Below are 22,979 nucleotides of genomic sequence, written 5' to 3' on the forward strand. Positions count from 1 at the left end.
ACCGGACCGCCCAGCGTCCGACCGGGGCGGGGGCTCGCGGCCACCGCGCCAGGCGGTCGCCGCGTTGCCGGACAGAGGCCCCCGGGGGCCGCACACTGCAAACAAGCACCTTCGCGGTAGCTTCCGGAACTTCCGGTGCCGCGCGCTTGTACGTGGTGGCGGGATTGGCTAGGTGTTTTTTAGGCGAGGTGAGGGATGCCGACGAGGCGCCCGAGCAGCGCCTTGCTGCCCTCAGCAGGAGATTTCCATCGCCGTGGCGGTCGATCGCGACAAGGTACTCCAGACCGCGCAGAAGCTGGTCGAGCGGAAGCGCTTCGACAAGGCCATCGCCGAGTACCAGAAGCTGGTCGCAGACGATCCGAAGGACGTCCGCACGCTGCTCAAGATCGGCGACCTCTACCTGAAGACGGAGGAGTACGTCGAGGCGATCACCACCTACGAGCGCGTCGGCCAGTTCTACTCCCTCCAGGGCTTCGCGCTCAAGGCGATCGCTGTTTACAAGCAGATCCGCGAGATCATCCACAAGCACGTCCCGCAGTACGAGGATCGCTTCGGCCACATCGTCCCGCGCCTCGCGGAGATCTACACGCAGCTCGGGCTCACGAGCGACGCGCTCGCCGCCTACGACGAGGTCGCGACGCGCCTGCTCCGCGCGGGGCGCGACCGCGACGCGATCGACATCTTCAAGCGGGTCGTCGACCTCGACCCGAACAACCCCCTCGCCTATCTCCGCCTCGCGGAGGCGCTGATCCGTGTCCGCGACTACGACGCCGCGATCCAGCGCTTCGGGACGGCGGCCGAGCTCCTGCTCAAGCTCGGGCGGCGCGACGACGCGCTGAAGGTGGTCGAGCGCCTCCTGCAGCACCGCCCGGACGCCCGATTCGCCCGCATGGCCGCCGAGATCTACCTCGACCGCGGCGACCAGAGCGACGCGATGTCGGCCCTGACCAAGCTCCAGATCGCGTTCAAGGAGAACCCGCGAGACCTGGAGACGCTCGCGCTCCTCGCCCGGGCCTTCGACCTGCTCGGGCAGCCGGCCAAGGCGATCGAGGTGCAGAAGGAGTCGGCGCGCATCGCCAAGGAGGCCGGGCGGGTCGATCAGTTCACAGCGCTCGTCTCGGCCCTGATCACGCGCGCCCCGAACGACGAGGGCGTGCGCCAGCTCGCCTCCCAGATCGCGCCCTCGTCGAGGAACACGCGCGCGTCGATCGACGTCGAGCTCGAGGAGGAGGAGGACGAGGAGGCGGAGGAGCTCGACGTCGAGGACGACGAGCCCGCGTCCGCGGTGCCGATCCCGCTCCGCGCGTCGCAGCCCTCGACGTCGCCGATCGCGAGCCCGCGGCAGCTCGTCGCGCACGCCGAGAGCCTCCGCCGCGACCGGCAGTACGACAAGGCGGTCGCCCTCCTCAAGGGCGGCGTCGCCCGGCTGCCGGCCGCTCGAGAGCTGCGCGAGAAGCTCTGCGATGTCCTGATCGAGGCGGGCGACCAGGACGCCGCCGTCGAGCAGATGCTCGCGTTCGCGCAGCAGCTGGCCAGCGAGGACGCCGTCGACGACGCGGCGAGGCTCCTCGACGAGGTGCTGCTCCTCGATCCCGACAACGCCCAGGCCACGGAGATGCTCAACCTGCTCGGCTACGCCGTGCCGCAGGAGGAAGAGCTCGCGGAGGAAGACGCCGCCGGTCCGGAAGCCTCGCCGACGGCCGGCGAGAACGACGCGTATGCGTCCGAGGTGCCGAGCCAGGACCTCTACGACCCCGACGCGCCGCTGCCCGCGTACACCCTCGATGAAGACGGCGTCGTCGAGGCGCTCCCCCGGCGGCCCGAGCTCGTCACGCACCTCGACGATCCGTTCGCGAACGAGCCGCCGCTGCCGAGCTTCCCGATCGAGGACGTCGAAGAGGTCGAGGACGTCGAGGAGCTCGAGGCCATCGACGACGAGGAGGAGGAGACGGCGTCGGTCAACCCGAGCCGCGTGCCTGAGCACCCCCTCGCCGTCGCTGCGTCCCAGGCTCCGCCCCCGGCGTCCTCGATACCTCCCCCTCCCGTGCTCGCCGCGCCGCCGCCGGCCCTGTACAGCCCGGTGTCGGGCCGACCGGCGTCGGTCCGGCCGGTGTCGGGCCGCTCCGTGCCGCCAGGCTCCTTGCGGCGCGCGGACGCGCTCGACGAGGACGCGCTCGAGGAGGTCGAGTTCTTCGCGCAGCACGGGATGTTCGACGAGGCGCGGAACATCCTCGAGGAGCAGCTGGCGCGGCTGCCGAACCACCCGCTCCTGATGGAACGGCTGCGCGAGGTCACGGAGCTGGCCTCGGACGCGCGGGTGGTGCGGGCGGCGACCGACAACGAGAGCGGCACGCGGGCCGTCCCGCGCGGCAGCGAGCGGCCGGACGAGGATCGCGCGTTCGACATCGCCGAGTCGCTCAAGATGATCGACGAGCTCGAGGTCGTGCCGGGCTCGGTGACGGGCGTCCAGGACGATCCTCGGCAGATCAGCGTCGAGAGCGTCTTCGAGCAGTTCAAGGCGGGCGTCGCGGCGCAGATCTCCGAGTCCGACGCGTCGACGCACTACGATCTCGGCGTCGCCTACAAGGAGATGGGCCTCTACGCCGACGCCATCGGCGAGTTCGAGCTCGCCTCCCGCGACCCCGGGCGAGAGTGCGTCTGCCAATCGATGATCGGCGTCACCCACCTCCAGATGGGCGACATCGAGGCAGGCATCGACGCGCTCATCCGCGGGCTGCACGCCTCGCACAAAACGGTCGAGCAGGAGCTCGCGCTGACCTACGAGATCGCGAACGCCTACGAGATGCGCGGCGTCCCCGAGCAGGCGCTCTACTACTTCCAGCGCGTCGCCCGGATGAGCCCGAGCTACAGCGACCCGCGCGGCAGCGTGGCGGAGCGGCTGCGCCGCATCGACGTCCCGAAGCCGGCCGCGCGCGCCGTCGGCGCCGAGATGATCGCGGACGAGTTCGACGCCGCCTTCGACGATATGCTCCCGAGCGGCAAGCTGCCCTGAACACCGCTCGCGCGCGGTCGCGCGGGTGCGCCCTGGAACCGCCAGAAATTGGGCCACGGCGGGCGCTCTCCGGTACCGGACGAGCATGAACCGACCGCTCCTCCTCGCCGCCCTCACCTCGGTCCTGGCTGCCGGCTGCGGCGCCGGGATCGAGACGAACGCTCGCTCCGGTCGCCCGCAGGACGCCTCCGCCAAGGTGGCGGCGCAAGCGCGGCGCGAGGTCCCGCAGCGCGCGAAGGGCTCGCTCGACGAGCGCGGCCCGATCGCCGAGCAGGCGCCCGGCGCGCGCAAGCCCGGCGATTATGTGGCCTACCGGTTCTCGGGCAGCTTCAGGAAGACGCCGCTGCTCCTCACGCAGCGGGTCGTCGCGCGCGAGGGGGACGTCCTCGTGGTCGACGTGACCCTCGAGGACGGCAAGCAGACCGAGGCGCTGCGGGTCCGCATGAGCGACGAGCCCAGCAGGCGCGGTGAGATCCTCGGCGCGGCGTGGATCGACGACGGCGCGGAGCGGCCGGCGACCCTCTCGGCCTACGACGCGATGATGGCCAAGACCGCGCTCGCCGCCGACGAGAACGAGGACGTGCTCGGCAGCGAGGCGGTGAACGTCGAGGTCGGCGGCTCCTCCCTCCCGTGCCAGCGGACGAGCTTCCGCGTGCGCATCGGCAAGACGAAGGCGACGATGCGCACGCTCCAGAGCGACGACTTCGCCTGGGGCGACGTGGGCGGTGAGATCACGGCGGAGGACGGACGCGTGCTCTACCGCGCCGAGCTGATCGACAGGGGCCACGCGGACACGGATGAGCGCGCGGCCGCCGGCGCAGAGCCCGGCCCCGCGCCCCGACCGGCGACCGTGGCGCGCTCCGCCGACGAGGACGAGGCGTACGACGACTACGAAGACTGAGCCGGCAGGGGCGCGTCGCCCTGATTTCCCTTCGCGACGAGGATCTCGATCGAGCGCGCGGCCGCCGCTTTGACCAGGTGGCCCATCTTCGGGTGCTCGGGCTCGAAATCCGGCTCGATCCCCTCGGCGCGCAGCGCCTCCGTGCAGACCGGCCCGATGGACGCCACCACGCCCCGCGCGAGCGCGGCGCGCAGCCGCTCGACGAGCCCCTCCTCGGCCGCCACGAGGAGCGCGTGCTCGACCTGCGCGCGGCTCGTGAAGAGCGTGATCGCCGCGCCGCCGTCCGCCATGAGGCGGAGCGCCTGCCGGAGCGGCGCCGTGTCCTCCGGGAGCGCCCAGCGGTACACCGGCACCGGCGTGACCTGCGCGCCGGCCGCCGAGAGGCTCGCGTAGAGCTCGTGGCTCGGCGCGCCGTGCTCCTGGACGGCGACGCGCTTTCCGCGCAGATCGCCGAGCGCGCTGACGGCCTCGACGATCTCTCGCCAGGTGTTCGGCTCGCGGACGGTGATGAAGCGGGTCAGACCCAGCTCGCGCAGCGCCGCCGCCGGCTTGGGGCCGCGCACGACGAGCTGCACGGAGGAGAGCGCCGCCGCCAGGAGAGATACGCCCTGGGCGTCCGTGCCACCGTCGCCATCGGACGCCCCGTCGCCGCCCTGGTTCGACTCGAGCGCAGGCGCCGCCTCAGCCACGAGCGCCCGGGTCCCGACGCCGGTCATCAGGATCACGAGGTCGAACTCGGCGCCCGCGAGGCGCCGCGCGAAGTCGAGGGCGCGCTCGTTCCTCTCGATGGGCACCTCGCGGAGCGTGGGCGCCGTGACGGGCACGCCGCCATACCGCTGGATCAGCGAGGCCATCTCGGAGGCGCGGCGGCTCTCGAAGCAGATGACGCGGCGCCCGGCGAAGTCAGACGGCGCGGGCGGAGACGGACGGTCGTTTCGTGGGTGGGTGGGCGTGCTCACCCGCTCAGCATAGCCCGGGTCCGGCGCTGGCGGGTTTCGGGCGGTGGACCAGTTTGCTAAGCTCCTCCATGTGAGCCATCCGATGAGCAACGAGGCTTCCGGGGTCCAGGGGAGCGGGCTCTCGCGTGCGACGTCGGAGAACGACGCCGGCCCTGATCCCGTCATCGGCGCGGGCATCGCGCTGCTCGGCATCTTCTTGATGGGGGTGGGGGGCGCGCAGGGCGCGCACTACCTCTTCAACTTCGGCGTGCTCGTGGCGGTGCTCGGGGCCGTCCTGTTCGTCCTGTTCGTGGCGCTCACGGCGCTGAAGCAGCGACGGGCGCTCGGCCTCGCGAGCCGCGCTCCGAGCCCCGAGGTCAGCGCCGAGCAGCGCGACGCGCGCGACTGATCAGGCGAGCGCCACTGGCGCCCGGCAGCAGCGCGACGCGCGCGACGGATCAGCCGAGCGGCGCTCGCGCCCCACAGCAGCGCGGCGCGCGCGAGGGCTCAGACGAGCGCGCTCGCGCCCCACAGCAGCGCGACCTACGCGACGGATCAGACGAGCGCGCTCGCGCCCGGCTCACGCCGGGGGCTCGCCGCCGGGATCGCTCCGGTCGTCCGGTGGCGCCGAGGAGCCAGCCTGACGGCCGGCCTCGACGGAGAGATCGGGCTCGATGTCAGCGAGCGAGACGCCGAGCTCCTCGGCGATGCGCTCGATCTCGGCCCGCTCGGCCGGCGTGGGCGCGCCGTCCGCCGCCGCGAGCCGGATCAAGAGGCGCACGACCTCCACGCGCTCGCTCGCGTTGCAGAGCGCCTTGAGCTCGCGGTAACAGCGGTCGACCTCGCCCTCCTGGAGCGCGGGCAGCTTGCCCTGGAGGGCGTTGAACACGGCCTCGACGCCGCTCGGCGCGAGCCCGTCGACGTGCGTGAGCAGCTCGCGGAGCAGCTCGTCTTCCTTGTCGGAGAAGCGGCCATCGACGCAGGCGACCTTGCCGAGCAGGACGATGACGGTGGCGATGTAGCGGAGGACGACCGCCTCGTCGTCCGGGAGCGCCGTGCGGAGCTCCGTCAGGAGGGCGTCGAGGTTCGGGAACGAGCCCCCCTGCTTCAGGCCGAGCCAGGCGAGGAGTCCCACGTGATGAGGCTACCAGATCCTCGCCGGGCAGGGCAGCCCGGCGGAGCCCCGCCCTCTACGCCCGTCACCGCGGTCGTCCATGTCGCCGTCGCTGTGGTCGCCTTCGTCCATTCCCCAGCGGACTACTCCTCGCCGCCGCGGTCCGCAATCCAATCGTCCACGGGGTTGTCGGACTTCGGGGTCTTCAGGATCGAGCCATCAGGCCCGTCCTTGCGCACCACGAGCGTGCGCCGCGTCGTGGTGTCGGGCGTCTCGCGCGCGACCACGGTGATCACGTTGACCCCGGGCCGGAGCGGCGCCTCGAACGCGAACTCGGCCTTCTTCGGGTCGGCGCCGTCGCGGTTCGACTTGTAGTAGAGCTTCCGCGACCCGACGAAGATGAAGGTGTCGAGCAGCCGCTCGCTGTCCGACGCCGTCCCCGTGATCTTCATGGTGCCGGCGGTCGTCGCCAGCGCCGCCGCGGCGATGTCCAGCGTCGGCGGCGCGTGCGAGTAGAGGTCCTCGAACGCGACCGCCGCCGGGGCCGGCCCGCCGCCAGGGGCCACCTCGCGCGCCGCGACGAACGCGAAGCGCCCCGCGCCGAGGTCGATCTTGAGGAACCCGCCTGGCGCCTCGCCGAGCACCTTGACCACGGCGCCCGCCGGGAGCCGGCCGAAGCCGCGCGCGCTCGCCTCGGGCGACGGGAGCAGGGTGGCCCCCTCCGCCCCAGCCTTCATGGTAGAGCCGCCGCCCTGGAGCTGGATGCGCGGCGAGATCGGGATCTTCACCTTCTCGCTGGCGAACTCGCGGAGATCACGATCGCCGACCGAGAGCGTGAGGGTCGCCTCGGGCTCCGACAGGTGCTGCTCCACGTCGAAGCTGAAGACCACCTTGCGCACGTCGCCCGGCTTGATGTTCGAGACGTCGAAGCGCCCCGCGTGCAGCATGAGCCCGTCGCCCGACAGGTTCGCGATGTTCGCCTGCGTCTCGTACGACGGCCCCTTGCCGACGTTCTTGACGGTCAGGTACATGCTGACCCGCTCTCCCTTCTGGATGAGCCCATCGCCGTTGCCCTCGCGGTCGTCCGCGATCTGATAGGCGTACTGGAAGAGCGGCCGGTCGAGCGCGCGCACCGTGGGCCGGATCTCGACCGCCGGCGGCTCCGGCGCGGCCGCGACCTCGAACTTCACCTTGAGGCCGTCGCTCCGCGAGAGGGCGTCCATCGGGATCGTGCAGACGCGCTTCTCGTTCGCCTTCCTCGGCTTCGTCGAGCCGACCTTCCGCCCCTCGACCTCGCACCAGCCGAGCGGCGCCTTCGCGCTCTTCGTCTGGCCGGGGCCGATCTTGCCGAAGATGAGCTCCTTGCTGTCGAAGTACGGGTTGTCGCTCTCCGTCGTCCCGCGGAGCCGGTAGACCGGCTGCTTTCCGTTGTTCTTGACCGTGACCCGGAGCTCCATCGGCTGCCCCGCGGTCACCTCGGCGTTGGGGCGATCGGTCTCGACCTTCACGTCGAGCTCGGACTTCGCCGCCGGCGTGGCCCCCTCGGGCGCGTCGGACCAGTCGACGCCGAGCTTCGTCAGCTCGGCCGCGACCTTGCCGAGCTCCTCCTTGCCGACCTGATCGATGTAGTCGTGCATCGCCCGGAGCTGCTGGAGCCTCGGCGTGGAGGGCGGCATCCGCGCGGCGAGCTCCCGCGCGAAGCGGATGGGGAAGTCGACGGAGAAGTCCTCGTCGATGTCGCCCCCGCGCTCCCGCAGCTGCTCGCGGTCGGCGCTCGTGAGCTGGTAGCGGACGACCTCGGACGGCTTGCCCGCGGCCGCCGCGCGCGCGTTCGAGAGGTGCGCCGAGAGATCGCGCTCCCGGAGCCCATCCTTCTGGACCGTGAGATCCATCTCGAGCTCGTCGACCGTCATCGGATCGAGCTCGATGTCCGGCGTGACGCCGACGCCCTGGATGGAGATGTCGCCCGGCGTCAGGTACTGCGCGATCGTGAGCTTGAGGGCCGCCTTCTCGGCCGTGACGTCGGGGAAGACGAGCTGCACGCTGCCCTTGCCGAACGTCTGCGAGCCCACGATGACGGCGCGATCGTTGTTCTTCAGCGCGCCGGCCACGATCTCGCTCGCGCTCGCGCTGTTGCCGCTCACGAGCACCACGATCGGGTACAGCGGCTCGGTGCCCGGCCCCTTGGCGCGCTTCTCCTCGCGCCCCTCGGAGGCGCCGACCGTGGACACGATGACGCCGTCGGCGAGGAACTTGTCGGCGATGCGCGCGGCCTGGTCGAGCAGGCCGCCCGGGTTGCCGCGCAGATCGAGCACGAGCCCCTTCAGCTGCCCCTTGCTGCGCAGCCCGTCGAGCGCCGCGTCGAGCTCCGCTGTCGAGGTCGCCTGGAACGTCTTGAGCCGGACGTAGCCGACGCCGCCCTCGAGGGCGCGCGACTCGACGGACCTCACCTTGATCACCTCGCGGGTCAGCTCGAAGGCCTTCGGCCCCTGCCACCCTCCCTCGCCCTCGCGGGTCACCCACACGGTGACCGGGGTGCCGGGATCGCCGCGGAGCCTCCGCACAGCGTCGTCGAGCGGCATGTTGAGCGTCGACTCGTTGTTGATCTTCACGATCCGATCGAGCCGCTTGAGGCCCGCCCTGCCCGCGGGCGTGTCGGGCATCGGGTTCAGGACGGTGAGCATCTGGTCGCGGATCGAGATCACGACGCCGAGCCCGCCGAACGCGCCCGACGTGGAGAGGTTCATCTCTTTGTACGCCTCGGGGCTCAGGAACGACGAGTGCGGGTCGAGCGTGTGCAGCATGCCGTTGCACGCGGCGTACTCGACGTCCCGCAGATCGACCTCCGTGCCGCGGAGGTTCTTCTGGAGGAAGGTGAAGACCTCGCGGAGGCGCGCGGAGACGTCCCAGGGGCCCTGGATGTTGTCGATCCGGAACTTCTTCTCGCTGGTCTCGACGCGGACGGTGACCTCGTTCGGGTCCTCGTTGAGGACGATCACCTGCGCGACGTCGCGCTGGACGGCGTTGAGCGCCGACAGCAGCATCTCCTTCGGCTTGACGCGATCCGGCTCGACGTACTTGTCCCGGATCATCTTGAGCGTCTCGTTGACGGCCTCGAGGCGCGTGAGATCGTACGGCGCCTTGGCCACCTGCCCGGTGACCGCGAGCGCCGGCTCGAACCCGCGCCAGAGCCCGCCAGGGCCGAACTGAAGGACGAAGTACGCTGCCAGCGGGAACGCGGCGGAGACGACGAGCGCCTTGGCGATGCGCTCCAGGGGTCGGTGAGGCATACGGCGATCGAGTATAGACGCACCCCAGCGAGCGTCGACCGACGTCAGCGCTCGATCGCCCCGAGCGCCCCCGAGCGCCGCGTTCCAGCGCGGGCGCTACACGGGCTTCTGCGTGTCTTCTTGCTTCTCTTCGGGCTTCGCCGGCAGCTGCTTGGCGGGATCCTCGTCCTCGTCGTCGCGGATCCCCTTCTTGAAATTCCGGATGCCCTCGCCGATCCCCTTCCCGATGTCAGCGATCCTCCCGGCGCCGAAGAGGAGCAAGGCGAGGCCGATGAGGAGAGCGATTTCGAGCGGTCCGATGCGGCCCATAGCGTTGATCCCTTGAAGGCTGCCGCGCGCTCGGCGGCAGGTCGGCGGGCCACGGCCCGGTTTGCGTCGACCCATACCACCCATCCTCCGCACCGGCAATGCAGCGGTTCGGAGCGCTGAGACCCGTGCTAGGCTCGCGCACCGGCTTCGCTGGAGGAGAGACGAGGCGCGTGTGCACCCGCTCACTCCGCCAGCGGTTCACAAATCAAGAACGGCTTGACGGCCCAAACGGGATCGCCAGCCGGCCGGCCCGGACGCCAGCCTCGGATGAGGCCGGCGGTGATCCATGGCTTGAGCCCTCGCAGGCTTCGCGACAGTCGACACGGGGAAAACACGATGCCGATGAACCGCTTGAATCGAAAGGCAGCGCATTGTCTGGCAGGAGCGTCGGTGGCAGCGGCGGTGCTCGCCGGCGCCGCCGGGCGCGCGAACGCTCAGGAGGCGAGCGAGGGCGACACGGTGAGCGTCGACGGCAAGGGGATCGTCGGCGGCGCGCTGCTCGGCGGCGAGGTCGTGATGCTGACCATGGGGGCGATCGGGGTCGAGCGCGCCTGGCCGTACCTCGTGTTCGGCGGGCTCGGCGCGGTGGGCGGCGGCGTCGCCGGCTACTTCGTCGAGGCGGCGGATCCGCCCGCGGAGGTGCCGCTCTACATGCTCGCCGGCGGCATGGCGCTGGTCATCCCGACCCTCGTCGTCACCCTGAACGCCACCGCGTACAAGCCCCCCGAGTCCGACCAGAGCGAGCCGATCCGCAACGAGCCGGCCGCGGAGCCCCCGCAGCCGGGGATCAACGTCCAGCTCACGACGGACGCCGCGCAGATCCTCCGGCGGGCCCGCTGGGAAGAGCCCCGGCTCGGCCTCGTCGACATCACGCCGCGCCGGGTCGCGCTCGGCGTGCCCGCGCTCTCGTTCAAGCCGCTCTACTCGCAGGACGAGATGTTCAAGTTCGGCGTGGCGCAGGGGCACGAGGTCCGCGTCCCCGTCCTCCGGGCGACCTTCTGAGCGGCCCGGGGTCGCCCCGGGCGGCGGCGCGGGGCAGGCGCCCCCCCGCCCCGCGCGCCGGTCTCTGTGCCGATCCCTACGCTCGGCGTTAGGCTCTCGCCGTGGCCGACCTCCACGATCCTCCGCTCCCCTGGTCCACGCGGCTCTGGTTCGCCTTCGCGTGCTTCTTCCGCGTGCTGTTCGATTCCCAGTTCGCCGCGCGGGCCTGGCAGGCGCGCGCGTCGGTCGCCGCCCTGCCGCCGGCCGAGCGCGCTGAGCCGCGACGGCTCGAGCGAGATCGCGCAGGCGGCGCGCCCGCGGCCCCCGAGGCCGCCGCGGCTGCGGCGAGCGAGCCCGCCCCCGCGCCGCACGCCGCCCCCGCGCCGCACGCCGCGCCCGCGGTGAGCTCGGCGCTCCAGCTGCTCTCGCTGCTCCAGCGCGAGGGGCGGCTCGTCGACTTCCTCGAGCAGGACATCGCCTCGTTCGGCGACGCGGACGTCGGCGTGGCGGCGAGGATGGTCCACGAGGGCTGCCGCAAGGCGCTGCGCAGCCACGCGAAGCTCGCGCCCGTGCGGCGCGAGGACGAGGGGGAGAAGGTGACGCTCGAGGCCGGCTACAACCCCTCCGAGATCAAGCTGATCGGCAACGTGTCCGGGACCGCGCCCTACAGAGGGGTGCTGCGCCACCGGGGCTGGCGCGCCGACGACGTCTCGCTGCCGACGCCGGTCGCCGGCCACGACGCCAGCATCATCGCCCCCGCGGAGGTCGAGCTATGAGCGCGCGCTACATCATCGGCATCGATCTCGGCACCACCCACTGCGCGCTCGCCTACGCGCGCCTGCCCGAGGACGGAGCCGACGCGCGGCTCACGCCGTCGCCCGAGGTGATGGCGGCCCCGCAGCTCGTGGCGCAGGGGACGCTCGATGCGCGCCCGCTCCTGCCCTCCTTCATGTACATCCCTCACGAGAGCGAGGGCCCCCAGGCGCTGCCCTGGGACGCCGAGCGGCGCTTCGCCGTCGGCGAGCACGCCCGCGCGCGCGGCGTCGACGCGCCGGCGCGCCTCATCTCCAGCGCGAAGAGCTGGCTCAGCCACGCTGGCATCGACCGGCGCGGATCGACGCTCCCGCTCGGCGCGCCCGAGGACATCGAGAAGATCTCGCCCGTCGAGGCGTCGTGGCGGTACCTCGAGCACCTCACCGAGGCGTGGGATCACCTGTTCGCGAAGGACGATCCGGCGCTCGCCCTCGCGAAGCAGGAGATCGTGATCACGGTGCCCGCGTCGTTCGACGCCGCCGCGCGCGATCTCACCGTCGAGGCCGCGAGCGCCGCGGGGTTCGAGGACCTCACCCTGCTCGAGGAGCCGCAGGCCGCCGTGTACGCCTGGATCGACGCGGCCGGCGAGGCGTGGCGCAAGCACCTCCACCCGGGCGACGTGCTGCTCGTGATCGACGTCGGCGGCGGGACCACCGACTTCTCCGCGATCGCCGCGGTCCCGCGCGACGGCTCGCTCGAGCTCGTCCGCGTGGCGGTCGGCGACCACATCCTGCTCGGCGGCGACAACATGGACCTCGCGCTCGCGCACGTCGTGAAGGCGAAGCTCGCCGCCGAGGGCAAGGAGCTCGATCGCTGGCAGATGACGTCGCTCACCCACGCCGCGCGCGTCGCGAAGGAGCGGCTGCTCGGCGATCCGTCGATCAGCGAGGCGCCGATCGCGATCGCCGGCCGCGGCTCGAAGCTGCTCGGGGCGGCGATCCGGACCGAGCTCACGCGCGACGAGATCACCCGGACGCTCGTGGACGGGTTCTTCCCCGAGGTCCCCTCGTCCGCGCGCCCCGCGACCCGCGCGCGCGCCGGCCTGACGCAGCTCGGCCTCCCGTACGCGCAGGACCCGGCGATCACCCGCCACCTGGCCGCGTTCCTGGGGCGGCAGGCCGGCGCGACGTCGAAGCTTCCGGGCTTCGCCCCGCAGGGAGGAGCGAACGCCGAGCCCGGCCGCGCGCCGCTCCTCCTGCACCCGACGGCGGTGCTCTTCAACGGGGGCGTCATGAAGAGCGCGGCGCTGCGGGAGCGGCTGGTCGCGACGCTCGGCGCCTGGCTCGAGCAGGACGGCGCGCCCCGGCCGCGGGTGCTCCCGAGCGACGACCTGGATCTCGCGGTCGCGCGCGGCGCCGCCGCCTACGGCCTCGCGCGGCGCGGCCGCGGGCTCCGGATCCGCGGCGGGACAGCGCGGGCCTACTACGTGGGCATCGAGGGGGCGGTCCCCGCGGTGCCCGGCCTGGAGCCGCCCATCACGGCGCTCTGCCTCGCGCCGTTCGGCATGGAGGAAGGCACCGAGGCGACGCTGCCGCCGCAGGAGTTCGGCGTGGTGGTCGGCGAGCCGGTGCGCTTCCGCTTCTTCAGCTCGTCGGTGCGCCGGGATGACCAGGCCGGGACCGAGCTCGAGAGCTGGAAGCCCGGAGAGCTCGAGGAGCTCTCGCCGATCGAGGTCACCTTGCCCGCGGAGGGCCGCCGGGAGGGCGACATGGTGCCGGTGCAGCTGCGCGCGTCGGTCACCGAGGTGGGGACGCTGCTCCTGGAGGCGATCCCCCGGGAGGCGCAGAAGCCGAACGAGCGCTGGCGGATCGAGCTGTCGGTGCGCGCCGAGGCGTGAGCGCGGGGGTGCCCGCGTCCGGAGCAGCCTGAAGCGGCACGACCCGCCGTCGGTCCCGAAGCAGAGCGCGCCGGCGCGCGTTACCCTCGTAGCGCGCCGCAGCATGCAGCAGGCAGAGGGGCCGAGCGCGAGGCCAAGCCGGAGCGCGCTCATCGAGGACACGACATGGCACCGACGATTCGCAGGCTCCGCGTCGTCCATTCGACGAGATATACCTACGATCGCCCGGTGGAGCGCAGCGTGCACAAGCTGCATCTCTGCCCGGTGCACGACCGGGATCAACGGGTGCTCTCGCACACGCTCACGATCGATCCCGGCGTGACCACCGTGGAGTTCGAGGACGTCTTCGGGAACCGGGTCACACGCTTCGAGATCACCGCCCCGTATACCGCGCTCACGATCTCGGCCGACTCGATCGTGGAGCTCTGCGACGCCGATCCGTTCGCCTTCGCGAAGAAGAAGATCCGGCCCGCGTTCCCCCTCGTCTGGATGCCCTGGGAGCAGGCGATCATCGCGCCGTACGTGCGCCCGGCGGAGCTCCCCGACCCCCAGATCCAGGCGCTCTTCGATTACGCCATGTCGTTCGTCGAGAAGAACGACGCGGACCTGATGGAAACGCTCTTCGCGATCAACCTGACGCTCTTCCGCGAATACCAGTACGTGCCGGGCTCGACGAACCTGGCGACCACCCCGTACGACGTCTTCGTGAACCGGCGCGGGGTCTGCCAGGATTTCGCGAACCTGTTCATCTGCATGGCGCGGCTCCTCGGCATTCCGGCGCGCTACGTGTGCGGATACCTCTATACCGGCAACGTCGGCGCGAGCCGCGCCGGCTCCGACGCGACCCACGCGTGGGTGCAGCTCTACATCCCGAACATCGGCTGGAAGGGGTTCGACCCCACGAACGGCGTGCTGGCCAGCCTCGACCACGTGCGGGTCGGCTACGGCCGCAACTACATGGACGCAACGCCGACAGCGGGGACGCTCTACACCGCCGCCGCCGAGACAATGAACGTCGATGTGACGGTGAGCGAGGTCGACTAGGTCTCTCCGCGGGATCGCCCGCGCAACGACAGGCGCCTGTCGCAGCGAGCACACAACGACAGGGGGGAGCGCGAAACGGCGGCCGCGGGCGAGGCAGGCGTCCCGCCCCTCCCTGCGGCCGCAGCGTGAATCGCCGAAGGTCGCTCGGACGGATCCGCGAGACCTCGGCGCGTCGCGATCACTGGCCGTCCTGGAGACAGGCGGTGCCCTGCTCGATGCACGCGCCCTCAGCGGTGGTGGCCGCCTCGGTGCCGCACGCCTCGCACGCCTCGTCCGCTACTTCGTCCGTTGTGCACGCGACATAGCAGGGGTCGCCGTCCGCCGCGCCACATGCCTCGCAGATACACTGCGTAACTGCCTGGTATTTCGGGATCGAGGACTCGCAGAGGTCCGCCGGGTCGGCGTTGGCCACGAGAGGCGCCGAGCAGGTCACACACTCCTCGCTGCCGCCCGTGCCGCCGCCACCGCCCTCGCCGCTGCCGCCCTCGCCGCTGCCGCCCTCGCCGCCCGTGCCGCCGCCGCCGCCCTCGCCGGCCGAGCTGCTCGCGGTGGTCCCGCCGCCCGAGCCCGTCGTCGTTTCGGTGTCGTCCCCGCACCCTGCGGAGAAGGCGGTCGCGCCAAGGATGAGAGCCATCGAGCCCATGCTGACAAGATTAATATTACGCATGTTGTCCTCCGGCGCGCTCGAACGAGCGCCCGTCGTCGATCGTCGCTTCGTCTGTCAGTCCCAACGGGACTCGCCGGTCGCGACAACCCCCGCGTGCCGGCGGCGGCACACTACTCCACCCAGGCTGTGACGCTCAACTATCTTCCATGCGGCGCGCGAAAACAGCTGTCGGCGCCTCACCCGGTCGCGCGACCCCAAACACCATGGCATGCGCGCTGAGGACGAGCCCAGCAGCGCCCTCGACTCGGGGATCGCCCGACTCCGACGCCCGGGCGAAACCACACCGAAATCGCGCGTCGCGAACCGCGCGCATCGCCGTGGCCGGGGGGCTCGCGGCGAGCGTCGCAGCGAATGCCGCAAGTCGCGAGTTCCGAGCCTCCTTGTGCTCCACGGAACGCCGCGCCGTCGCCGGGATCGCCGCAGCCCGCGCCGCGCGCTGCCCGCAGCGCTGCGCGATCTCGATGCCTCGCGCGAATCTGGAGATGGCGGTGGACGCCGCCGGGAGCGTGCGCCTTTGACGACTTGAAGGTGGAAGTTGGAAAGCGCTCGTGACAGCGGCCCTGGAGCACGGATCTGCTATGATCAGAGGCGCGGCGCCTGCGTCGCGCGCGATCGCAGAGCCCGGCCTCGCGCTGCGATCGCGCGCGACGGGCGCCAGCGATACGGCCCCACGCGCGCCGCGCAGCGACGGCGACGCGCGGGGCTCGTCGCGCGTCACGGGGGAGGGCACGATGAGCATTCGGTTGCGCGTGTTGCGCGTGTTGCGCGTGTTGCGCGTGTTGCGCGTGTTGCGCGTGTTGCGCGTGTGTCTGGCGGCGACGCTCGTGGGCCTGTGCGCCTGCGCGAGCACGACCGTGCAATGGCCCTCGCCGGAAGGGCAGCCGAAGCTCCCGCCCTCACGGGAGATCAACGCCGTCGCGCGGCCGGACGCAGCGCGCTGCGCGGCGATCGTCGGGGCCACGCTCATCGACGGCCGGGGAGGGCCGCCCGTGCGCGACGCCGTCGTCGTGGTCCGCGGCGACCGCATCGTCGCCGCGGGCGCGCGCGGCGCCACCGACGTCCCGGACGGCGCGGAGGTCGTCCCCGGCGCGGGGCTCTGGGTGCTGCCCGGCCTCATCGACGCGCACTTCCACCTCGACGGCGATGACCGGCTGCCCGGCGTCGTCCTGCAGCGCGGCGTCACCTCGCTGCGCGAGCCGGGGAACTGGATCGAGGCGTACGACGCCGCGCGCAAGCTCGGCCCGACGCCGCGGCTCTTCCTGGCGGGGCCGCTGCTCGACGCGCCGTATCCGGCCTATCCGGAGAGCGCGATGCTGGTGCGCGACGCGGCCGAGGCGCGCTGGGCCGTCGATCAGCTGGTCGAGCGCGGGGCGTCGGCGATCAAGGTCTATTTCCGCCTGCCCCTCGGGCTCGTCGAGGAGGTCGCCAAGGCCGCGCACGCGCGCGGGGTGATCGCCGTCGCGCACCTCGAGACCGTGGACGCCGCGGCCGCGGTCCGCGCCGGGCTCGACGGCATCGAGCACATCACGTCGCTCGGCACGGCCCTCGTGCCGCCGCGCGAGGCGGAGCGCTACCGCCAGTCGGTGATCGCCGACAACGACGCGCGTTTTCCGGGGCGCTTCGAGGTCTTTCGCGGCATCTCCCTCGGCGCGCCGCGGACCCGAGCGCTGCTCGGGCTGCTCGCGGCGCGGGGCACCTTCCTCACCCCGACGCTCGCCATCTTCGAGCGCCGCGCCGGCGACGCGGGCGCGACGGAGACCCAGGTGCGCGGCTTCGATAACATGATGAAGCTCACCCTCGCGGCGCGCCGCGCCGGGGTGCGGGTGGTCGTCGGCTCCCACGGCAAGGCGCCGGGCGCCGAGCGAGGGTGGGCCTACCAGCACGAGATGGAGCTGCTCGTCGAGAGCGGCCTCTCGCCCATGGAGGTCCTCGTCGCTGGCACGCTGGAGAACGCCAGGTACTTCCGCGCCGACGACCGGCTCGGCAGCGTCGAGCCGGGCAAGCTCGCCGACCTCGTCCTGATCGAAGGCGACCCGCTCGCGGACATCCGGGCGATGCGCCGCGTGAAGCGGGTGATGCTGAACGGGAGGTGGGTCGGCCCAGCCCAGGCCGAGTGAGCCGCACGCGCGCTCGCCGCCGCAGGCTCGGCGCGCGCGTTACGTGGAGTCGCGCGGACAGGACGAGCGCACGCGGAGCGCGCCGCCGCCATCGCGCGGCGCGCTCCGCCAGAGGGCCTTCAGCCCATCTCGATCTCGACGCGCACCGTCGAGCCGGCCGGCGACAGGGGAATCACGTTCCCCGCGACGGTCTTGCCGTCCACGGTCAGCTTCTTCACGCCCTTGCACACCCCCGAGTTCTTGACGCTGATCTCGTAGGTGGCGCCGCGGAAGCGGCGGGAGATGGAGAAGCTCTTCCACGCCTTGGGCACGCAGGGATCCAGCTTCAGGCCGTCGTACTGGGGCTGCACGCCGAGGATCCCCTGGCTGACGGACACGAACGTCCAGGCCGCGGTGCCGGTGAGCCAGGCATTCTTGGCCTCACCGAAGACCGGGGCGTCCTTGCCGGCGATCATCTGCGCATAGACGTAGGGCTCGGCGCGATAGGTCTCGATCTGGCTCTCCTTGGCCGAGGGGCAGATGGAGAGATAGTACTCCAGCGCGCGCTCCCCTTCGCCCAGGAGACACCAGCCGAGGTGGATCCAGGTGTTGTTGTGGCAGAAGATGCCCGCGTTCTCCTTCACGCCCGGCGGATACGAGGTGACCTCGCCGAGCTCGAGGTGATAGGTCGAGTACGCGGGCTGCTGCAGAACGATGCCGTTCTTCGTGTAGAGGTGCTTGTGCACGCTCTCCATCGCCTGCTTGGCGCGGCCGTTGTCCGCGCCGGCGCCGCCCAGGACGCACCAGCCCTGGCTCTCGATGAAGATCTTCCCCTCCTCGTTCTCCTTGCTCCCGACCGGCCGGCTCTCGGCGTCGTAGGCGCGGCGGTACCACTCGCCGTCCCAGGCCTCCTTCTCGACCACGGCCAGCATCTCGGCGTACTGCTCGCGCATGCGCGCGGCGTCGGACTTCTGGCCCATCCAGTCGTACAGGGCGGCCATCTCGCGGCTGGCATAGAGGAAGAGGCCGGCGATCATCACGGACTCGGCCTTCGAGTCCTTCACGTCGCCCGCGGTCTGGAAGCTCTCGTTGGGCTCGGTGCTGAAACAGTTCAGGTTGAGGCAGTCGTTCCAGTCCGCGTGGCCGATCAGCGGCAGGCCGTGCGGGCCCCGCTTCTTCATCGTGTAGGCGATGGACGTCTCCAGGTGGTGAAGGAGGTCCTCCTTGGAGCCCGGCTTGTCGGCGTAGCCCACCGCCTCCTTGAGGATGCCCTTGTCGCCGGTCTCCTTGATGTACGCGCACGTGGAGAGGATCAGCCACAGGTGATCGTCGTAGAAGTCGCCGCCGATGTCGGCGTTCCCCTTCTTCGTCAGCGGCTGGTACTGGTGGTAGCAGGTGCCATCGCTGAGCTGGGTGGCGGCGATGTCGAGGATGCGCTGGCGGGCGCGCTCGGGGACGAGGTGCACGAAGCCCAGGAGATCCTGGTTCGAGTCGCGGAAGCCCATGCCCCGGCCGATGCCGGTCTCGTACATGCTGGCCGACCGAGAGAGGTTGAAGGTCGCCATGCACTGGTACTGATTCCAGGTGTTGAGCATGCGACTCGCGTGCTCGTCCGGGCAGTCGGCCTGGAAGTTCGAGAGGATCCCGGCCCAGTCCGCCTTCAGCTGGGCGAACGCGCCGTCCACGACGCCCGGCGCCGAGTACTTGGCGAGGATCTCCTTGCCCTTCTGCTTGTTCAGGACGAAGGGCGCCTTGAACTTGGGCAGGTCACCGTGGTCCACGTACGAGAGCACGAAGCTCATCGTCTCGCTCGCGCCGGGCTCGAGCGAGAGGCTCACCTGGTGGCTGCCGATCGGGTTCCAGCCGAACGCCTTGGAGTTCGTGGCCTTCCCCTTGGCCGGCACCTGGGCCTCGTGGAGGCCGTGGTGGACGCTGCCGCAGAAGGCGTCACGGCTCGTGTCGAACCCGTCGATGGCGCGCGTGCAGGCGAAGAGCGTGTAATGGGAGCGGCGCTCGCGGAACTCGGTCTTGTGGTAGATGGCGCTCCCCTCGATCTCCACCTCGCCGATGGAGTAGGTGCGCTGGTAGTTCGTCATGTCGTTGAGCGCCTCGAAGAAGCAGAACTCCTGATAGGAGAAGAGCTGGATGTCCTTCTTCGAGCCGCTCTTGTTGGTGACCCGGGTGCGCCAGATCTCCACGTTCTCGCCGGGAACGATGAAGTAGAGCACCTCCACCTCGACGCCGTTCTTCTCGCCCGTGATCTTCGTGTAGCCCAGGCCGTGGCGGCACTCGTAGCGATCGAGGGCCGTCTTGAGGGGCTTCCACATGGGGTTCCACACGACCCCGCCGTCGTTCACGTACAGGTAGCGCCCGCCGAGGTCCATGGGCACGTTGTTGTACCGGTAGCGCGTGAGCCGGCGCAGCTTGGCGTCCTTCCAGAACGTGTAGCCGCCCGCCGTGTTGGTGCAGAGGCCGAACATCTCGTCCGAACCCAGGTAGTTGAGCCAGGGCAGCGGCGTGTCGGGCCGGGTGATGACGTACTCGCGGCTCTCGTCGTCGAAGTGGCCGTACTGATTGCTCATGGACGCGCGGTCTCCGTGGATAGCGACAGAAAAAAACCCGGAGGCTGCGCTGCCCCGGGTCGGATAAGCCGATGATTGTCAGGCCTGGGGCCTCCGAGCGAGCTCAGAGGGCCGCCACTCTAGACCCCGGCACCTCCGCTTGTCAACGGGGCCTGGGGGCGCGCTCGCCGGCGTTTTGCCAGGAAGAACGCCGCGCTCCGTCGCGCGCTATCGCGTGTTGGCGCGTGTTGGCGCGTGTTGGCGCATGGCTCGTGTGCGGCAGACAACCCGTGATTGCAGCGAAGGAAAAATTTTACACACCGCAGCTCCGCGGGCCGCGCCTCGCTCGCGGAGCCGCGTATCCGCCGCTTCAACCGGCCTTGAACGTGTCGTAACGGCCGGCGCGCGGCGCGACGCGCGCCTCCAGCGCGGCGCGCTCGGCGGGCGGCATCGGGAAGGAGAGGGACCGCGCGCCCAGGTTCTCGCGCACCTCGGCGATCGACGAGCAGCCGATGATCACCGTGTCGGCGTGGCTCGCCGCGTAGCGGATGAGCTCGGTCGCGCTCGCGGCGCGATCCTGGAGCAGGCGGCCCGCGGCCATGATCTTCATGCCGATGACGCCGACGCCGCGCCGCCGCGCCTCCTCGACCACGGTCGTAAGGAACGGGAGCCGCGCCGGATCTGCGGGGTTGACCGCGCAGAGCACGGTATCCACAGGATAACGCCGCATCGCCTCCAGGAGGATCCGCGGGTCGTGGTGGCCGGTGATCCCGACGTGGCGCACGCGGCCGTCCGCCCTGGCCTGCTCCACGGCCTCGATGGCGCCCCGCTTGCCGAAGATGGCGTCGAGCTCCTCGAGCTCCCGCAGATCGTGCAGCTGCCATGAATCGAGGTGGTCTGTCCCGAGCCGACGCAGGCTGTCGTCGAGCAGCCGCAGCGCGCCGTCGCGATCGCGCGCGTGGGTCTTGGAGGCGAGGAAGACCTGCTCGCGCGCCTTCGGGCCGGCGGCGCGGAAGGCCTCACCGTAGTAGTCCTGGCTCTGCTGGTATGCAGGCGCGGTGTCGCAGTACCTGACCCCGAGGCGCAGGGCCTCCAGGATCACGGGCACCGCCTCGCGGTGACGGCCGGTCGTCCGGAGGATCCCCTCGCCGCCGAGCGACACCGGCTCCACCTGCGCGCCGGTCCGCCCGAGCGTGCGCGCCGGCGCTTCGCCGGCCGCAGGCGCCGCAGGCGCCGCAGGCGACGGGCGGCCGGCTGCCCCGACCGCCGCGGCCGCTGCGGTCGGGGCGACCGCTCCCGGCACGTCACGACGGCCACCATCGGCACTTCCCGTCTCGCTCGGCTCGCGCATACGGCCCTCCTGGAGAGGACTCTACCAACCGACAGGTCGCACGTAAACCGAGGCCTGGATCCATGCAGTCACGCGGCTCGGGCGAGCGGCGGCGGGTACGCCGCTCTCCTCATCGAGGCCGCGGCCCGGGGGGCTGACGCCGTCTTCAGCGTGCAGCCGAGCGAGGGGCAACCGTCAGGGACGAGCCTTGGGCACGCGGAGGTGGCCGTCGGCCCCTCGCTACCACCGGTCGTCGTCGTCGTCGTCGTCCGACCGATCGTCGTCCTCGAACACCAGCCTGCCAATCACCACCTGGCGCACTGTCGTGGGGTAATAGGCCGTGACGGCGGCCGTGCTCCAGGTGTGCCCGACGATGGCGTCCGAGGTGTTCCTGTAGAGCCTCATCGTCCCGTAGCCGGCGCCGGAGGCCCCCCGGCCGCTCGAGGCGTACCTGGAGTCGGACGAGCCGTGGTGCGTGCTCGTCGAGTCGACCACGCTCACCTCGAACTGGAATGTGCCCGCGACGAGGGGTGTGACGGGGAGCTTCGCCCTCGGCGCCCGGCGGAGGATCGCGACGTGCCCGGTCGACGACTCGCCTGCGGGGTAGCGGATGGCGATGATGTCGGCGGCGCGCGCGTCCTTGGGGTCGTGGATCCTCTCGAATCCGTTCTCCTCGACGATGGCGTCGTAGTAGGCGGCCGCGCTCGGGCTCCGGCTGCCCAGCCAGTCGTCGAGCGACGCTTCGGTGAAGCCGTAGCCCCGCTTGAGCAGCTCCGTCAGGAAGGTGGCGCACTGCGTCCGGTTCGCGTAGCGCCGCGCGCCGGCCACACCGGCCCAGCTGATGAAGCTGGGGCTCGAGTTGTATTCGTTGTTCTCAGGGCTGATGTTGTCCACGAGGCTCTCCGCCCACCTGAGATGGTCGGCGTGATGCGCATCGGCGGTGCGCGGCGAAAGCCACGCGAGCCCCGGAAGGACGAGACAAGCGATCTCCAGCATACGACGACGAACGCTCGCCATGATCCACCTTGCAATGCAGTGAGTTGCTCGAACTGGCGCGTCGCACTCAGCGCGCGGATTCCCGTGATGTATTAAGTACGATCGAGAGACGCCGTTCAATACAAATTTGCAACACAATCATCTTTGGGAGTCGCTTGTCCCACAGGCGCACAGACGGACAGGCATCCTCGCGCTCGCGCTCGCGCGCCGTGCGCCTCGCGGGGCGCACGGCGATGCGACCGACGTGACCCACGTGACCCACGTGACCAACAACCAGTGGGGCAGTGCGCAGTAACCCGGCAACCCGGCAACAAACCTCGCGACCGCTGCCCCGCACAATGCGCGAAGTACGCGACCGCGCTGACGTCGACGAAATCAGTCGATTTCGAATGAGGGTCTGTGTTAACCTGGCCTGTTGTTCCGATGCCCGGATGGCCGGGGGAGCAGGCGCGGGGAGGAGCGTGTCGGACCTGGAGCGACGAGCGGGCGGCCTCGTTCGGCCGCCAGCCGGTCACTTCGACTTGATGCGGAACTCCACGCGCCGGTTCATGGCGCGGCAGCCCTCGTCGTTCGTGAAGCAGAGCGGCGCGCCGGCGCCGTACCCCGGCGCCGTCATCGGCGTCGCGACGCCGCGCTGGACGAGGTAGCGGACGACGGCGTTCGCGCGGCGCTCGGACAGCTTGATGTTGTGCTCCACGCTGCCCTGGTTGTCCGTGTGGCCCTCGACCGTGAGCGCGGTGATCTCCGGGTGCGTCCGCAGGATGTTGGCCACCGCGTCGAGGACCGAGAACGACTCCGGCCGGATCTCGTCCTTGTCGAGGTCGTAGAAGATCGGCCGGGCGATCTTGATGCGATCCCCCTCGATGACCGCCTCGGCAGGCGCCGCCGGCTGGACGGCCACGGGAGGAGGAGGCGGCGGCGGCGCCGCGCTGGCCGCCACCGACATCTCGGTCGTCGCCGACCCGCACCCCGCCGCAAGGGCGCCCAGGACCACAAGCCAGATCGCTCGGTTCGCTCGCATTTCGCGGCTCTAGCACGGGGAATCGCCCGGAAGAACCGGAAGAAACGCGCGGGCGCGCGCGGGCCGGC

At 71.1% G+C, this 22,979-nt stretch carries 17 protein-coding genes; 8 read left to right on the forward strand and 9 right to left on the reverse strand.

Going from position 1 to position 22,979, the window contains the following annotated elements:
• Positions 1 to 253 precede the first annotated feature (253 nt).
• Entirely contained in the window at positions 254 to 3,013 is a 2,760-nt protein-coding gene (locus WME82_RS34265) for a tetratricopeptide repeat protein (RefSeq protein ID WP_437912363.1), read from the forward strand.
• Positions 3,014 to 3,098: 85 nt separating this feature from the next.
• Complete coding sequence (locus tag WME82_RS34270) at positions 3,099 to 3,914, forward strand: hypothetical protein (protein ID WP_438038736.1); 816 nt, start codon at positions 3,099 to 3,101, stop codon at positions 3,912 to 3,914.
• Here the strand turns inward: WME82_RS34270 and WME82_RS34275 are convergent.
• Positions 3,902 to 4,873 (reverse strand): uroporphyrinogen-III synthase, encoded by a 972-nt coding sequence (locus tag WME82_RS34275; RefSeq protein WP_438038737.1) that lies wholly within the window; start codon positions 4,871 to 4,873, stop codon positions 3,902 to 3,904. The genes WME82_RS34270 and WME82_RS34275 overlap by 13 nt on opposite strands.
• Before the next feature lie 82 nt (positions 4,874 to 4,955).
• On the opposite strand from WME82_RS34275, the gene WME82_RS34280 reads away from it, so the two are divergent.
• Positions 4,956 to 5,261 (forward strand): hypothetical protein, encoded by a 306-nt coding sequence (locus WME82_RS34280; protein WP_438038738.1) that lies wholly within the window; start codon positions 4,956 to 4,958, stop codon positions 5,259 to 5,261.
• Positions 5,262 to 5,432: 171 nt separating this feature from the next.
• Here WME82_RS34280 and WME82_RS34285 read toward each other — a convergent pair whose 3' ends face one another.
• From WME82_RS34285 to WME82_RS34295, 3 genes are all read right to left on the reverse strand, one after another.
• Entirely contained in the window at positions 5,433 to 5,987 is a 555-nt protein-coding gene (locus WME82_RS34285; RefSeq protein ID WP_438038739.1) for a TerB family tellurite resistance protein, read from the reverse strand.
• Positions 5,988 to 6,109: 122 nt separating this feature from the next.
• A complete protein-coding gene (locus WME82_RS34290; protein WP_438038740.1) occupies positions 6,110 to 9,256 on the reverse strand; it encodes an MXAN_5808 family serine peptidase in 3,147 nt (1,048 codons plus the stop codon).
• Positions 9,257 to 9,352: 96 nt separating this feature from the next.
• Positions 9,353 to 9,565: a twin-arginine translocase TatA/TatE family subunit gene (locus WME82_RS34295; protein ID WP_437543838.1), complete on the reverse strand. Its 213-nt coding sequence runs from the start codon at positions 9,563 to 9,565 to the stop codon at positions 9,353 to 9,355.
• Positions 9,566 to 9,955: 390 nt separating this feature from the next.
• On the opposite strand from WME82_RS34295, the gene WME82_RS34300 reads away from it, so the two are divergent.
• The 4 genes from WME82_RS34300 to WME82_RS34315 all read left to right on the forward strand — a co-directional run bounded on the left by WME82_RS34300 (position 9,956) and on the right by WME82_RS34315 (position 14,240).
• The gene (locus tag WME82_RS34300) at positions 9,956 to 10,567 is read left to right on the forward strand and encodes a hypothetical protein (protein WP_438038741.1); all 612 of its coding nucleotides are present in this window, start codon (positions 9,956 to 9,958) and stop codon (positions 10,565 to 10,567) included.
• Positions 10,568 to 10,668: 101 nt separating this feature from the next.
• Complete coding sequence (locus tag WME82_RS34305; protein ID WP_438038742.1) at positions 10,669 to 11,322, forward strand: DUF2760 domain-containing protein; 654 nt, start codon at positions 10,669 to 10,671, stop codon at positions 11,320 to 11,322.
• Complete coding sequence (locus WME82_RS34310; protein ID WP_438038743.1) at positions 11,319 to 13,196, forward strand: Hsp70 family protein; 1,878 nt, start codon at positions 11,319 to 11,321, stop codon at positions 13,194 to 13,196. The genes WME82_RS34305 and WME82_RS34310 overlap by 4 nt, the downstream gene beginning before the upstream one ends.
• 165 nt (positions 13,197 to 13,361) lie before the next feature.
• Entirely contained in the window at positions 13,362 to 14,240 is an 879-nt protein-coding gene (locus WME82_RS34315) for a transglutaminase family protein (RefSeq protein WP_438038744.1), read from the forward strand.
• 178 nt (positions 14,241 to 14,418) lie between these two features.
• On the opposite strand, the gene WME82_RS34320 is transcribed toward WME82_RS34315, so the two are convergent.
• Positions 14,419 to 14,874 (reverse strand): hypothetical protein, encoded by a 456-nt coding sequence (locus WME82_RS34320; RefSeq protein WP_437912366.1) that lies wholly within the window; start codon positions 14,872 to 14,874, stop codon positions 14,419 to 14,421.
• 764 nt (positions 14,875 to 15,638) lie between these two features.
• On the opposite strand from WME82_RS34320, the gene WME82_RS34325 reads away from it, so the two are divergent.
• Positions 15,639 to 17,024, forward strand: a complete 1,386-nt coding sequence (locus WME82_RS34325) for an amidohydrolase family protein (protein ID WP_438038745.1) — start codon at positions 15,639 to 15,641, stop codon at positions 17,022 to 17,024.
• Between the two features lie 119 nt (positions 17,025 to 17,143).
• Here WME82_RS34325 and WME82_RS34330 read toward each other — a convergent pair whose 3' ends face one another.
• The 4 genes from WME82_RS34330 to WME82_RS34345 form a co-directional block, all read right to left on the reverse strand.
• Positions 17,144 to 19,585, reverse strand: a complete 2,442-nt coding sequence (locus tag WME82_RS34330) for a GH36-type glycosyl hydrolase domain-containing protein (protein WP_437740715.1) — start codon at positions 19,583 to 19,585, stop codon at positions 17,144 to 17,146.
• Between the two features lie 349 nt (positions 19,586 to 19,934).
• A complete protein-coding gene (locus WME82_RS34335; protein WP_438038746.1) occupies positions 19,935 to 20,915 on the reverse strand; it encodes an aldo/keto reductase in 981 nt (326 codons plus the stop codon).
• A gap of 219 nt (positions 20,916 to 21,134) precedes the next feature.
• Positions 21,135 to 21,788 carry a hypothetical protein gene (locus WME82_RS34340; protein WP_438038747.1) on the reverse strand — a complete coding sequence of 218 codons (654 nt, stop codon included), beginning with the start codon at positions 21,786 to 21,788 and terminating at the stop codon, positions 21,135 to 21,137.
• Between the two features lie 613 nt (positions 21,789 to 22,401).
• Positions 22,402 to 22,911, reverse strand: a complete 510-nt coding sequence (locus WME82_RS34345; protein ID WP_438038748.1) for an OmpA family protein — start codon at positions 22,909 to 22,911, stop codon at positions 22,402 to 22,404.
• Positions 22,912 to 22,979: the final 68 nt, after the last annotated feature.

Origin of the sequence: Sorangium sp. So ce128 (assembly GCF_051525245.1) — a bacterium.
Lineage (GTDB): Bacteria > Myxococcota_A > Polyangia > Polyangiales > Polyangiaceae > Sorangium > Sorangium cellulosum_B.

Coding starts and splice junctions, on each gene's coding strand:
- WME82_RS34270 (WP_438038736.1), top strand. CDS start 3,099: ATGAACCGACCGCTCCTCCTCGCCGCCCTCACCTCGGTCCTGGCTGCC.
- WME82_RS34280 (WP_438038738.1), top strand. CDS start 4,956: ATGAGCAACGAGGCTTCCGGGGTCCAGGGGAGCGGGCTCTCGCGTGCG.
- WME82_RS34290 (WP_438038740.1), bottom strand. CDS start 9,256: ATGCCTCACCGACCCCTGGAGCGCATCGCCAAGGCGCTCGTCGTCTCC.
- WME82_RS34295 (WP_437543838.1), bottom strand. CDS start 9,565: ATGGGCCGCATCGGACCGCTCGAAATCGCTCTCCTCATCGGCCTCGCC.
- WME82_RS34310 (WP_438038743.1), top strand. CDS start 11,319: ATGAGCGCGCGCTACATCATCGGCATCGATCTCGGCACCACCCACTGC.
- WME82_RS34315 (WP_438038744.1), top strand. CDS start 13,362: ATGGCACCGACGATTCGCAGGCTCCGCGTCGTCCATTCGACGAGATAT.
- WME82_RS34320 (WP_437912366.1), bottom strand. CDS start 14,874: ATGGCTCTCATCCTTGGCGCGACCGCCTTCTCCGCAGGGTGCGGGGAC.
- WME82_RS34325 (WP_438038745.1), top strand. CDS start 15,639: ATGAGCATTCGGTTGCGCGTGTTGCGCGTGTTGCGCGTGTTGCGCGTG.
- WME82_RS34330 (WP_437740715.1), bottom strand. CDS start 19,585: ATGAGCAATCAGTACGGCCACTTCGACGACGAGAGCCGCGAGTACGTC.
- WME82_RS34335 (WP_438038746.1), bottom strand. CDS start 20,915: ATGCGCGAGCCGAGCGAGACGGGAAGTGCCGATGGTGGCCGTCGTGAC.
- WME82_RS34345 (WP_438038748.1), bottom strand. CDS start 22,911: ATGCGAGCGAACCGAGCGATCTGGCTTGTGGTCCTGGGCGCCCTTGCG.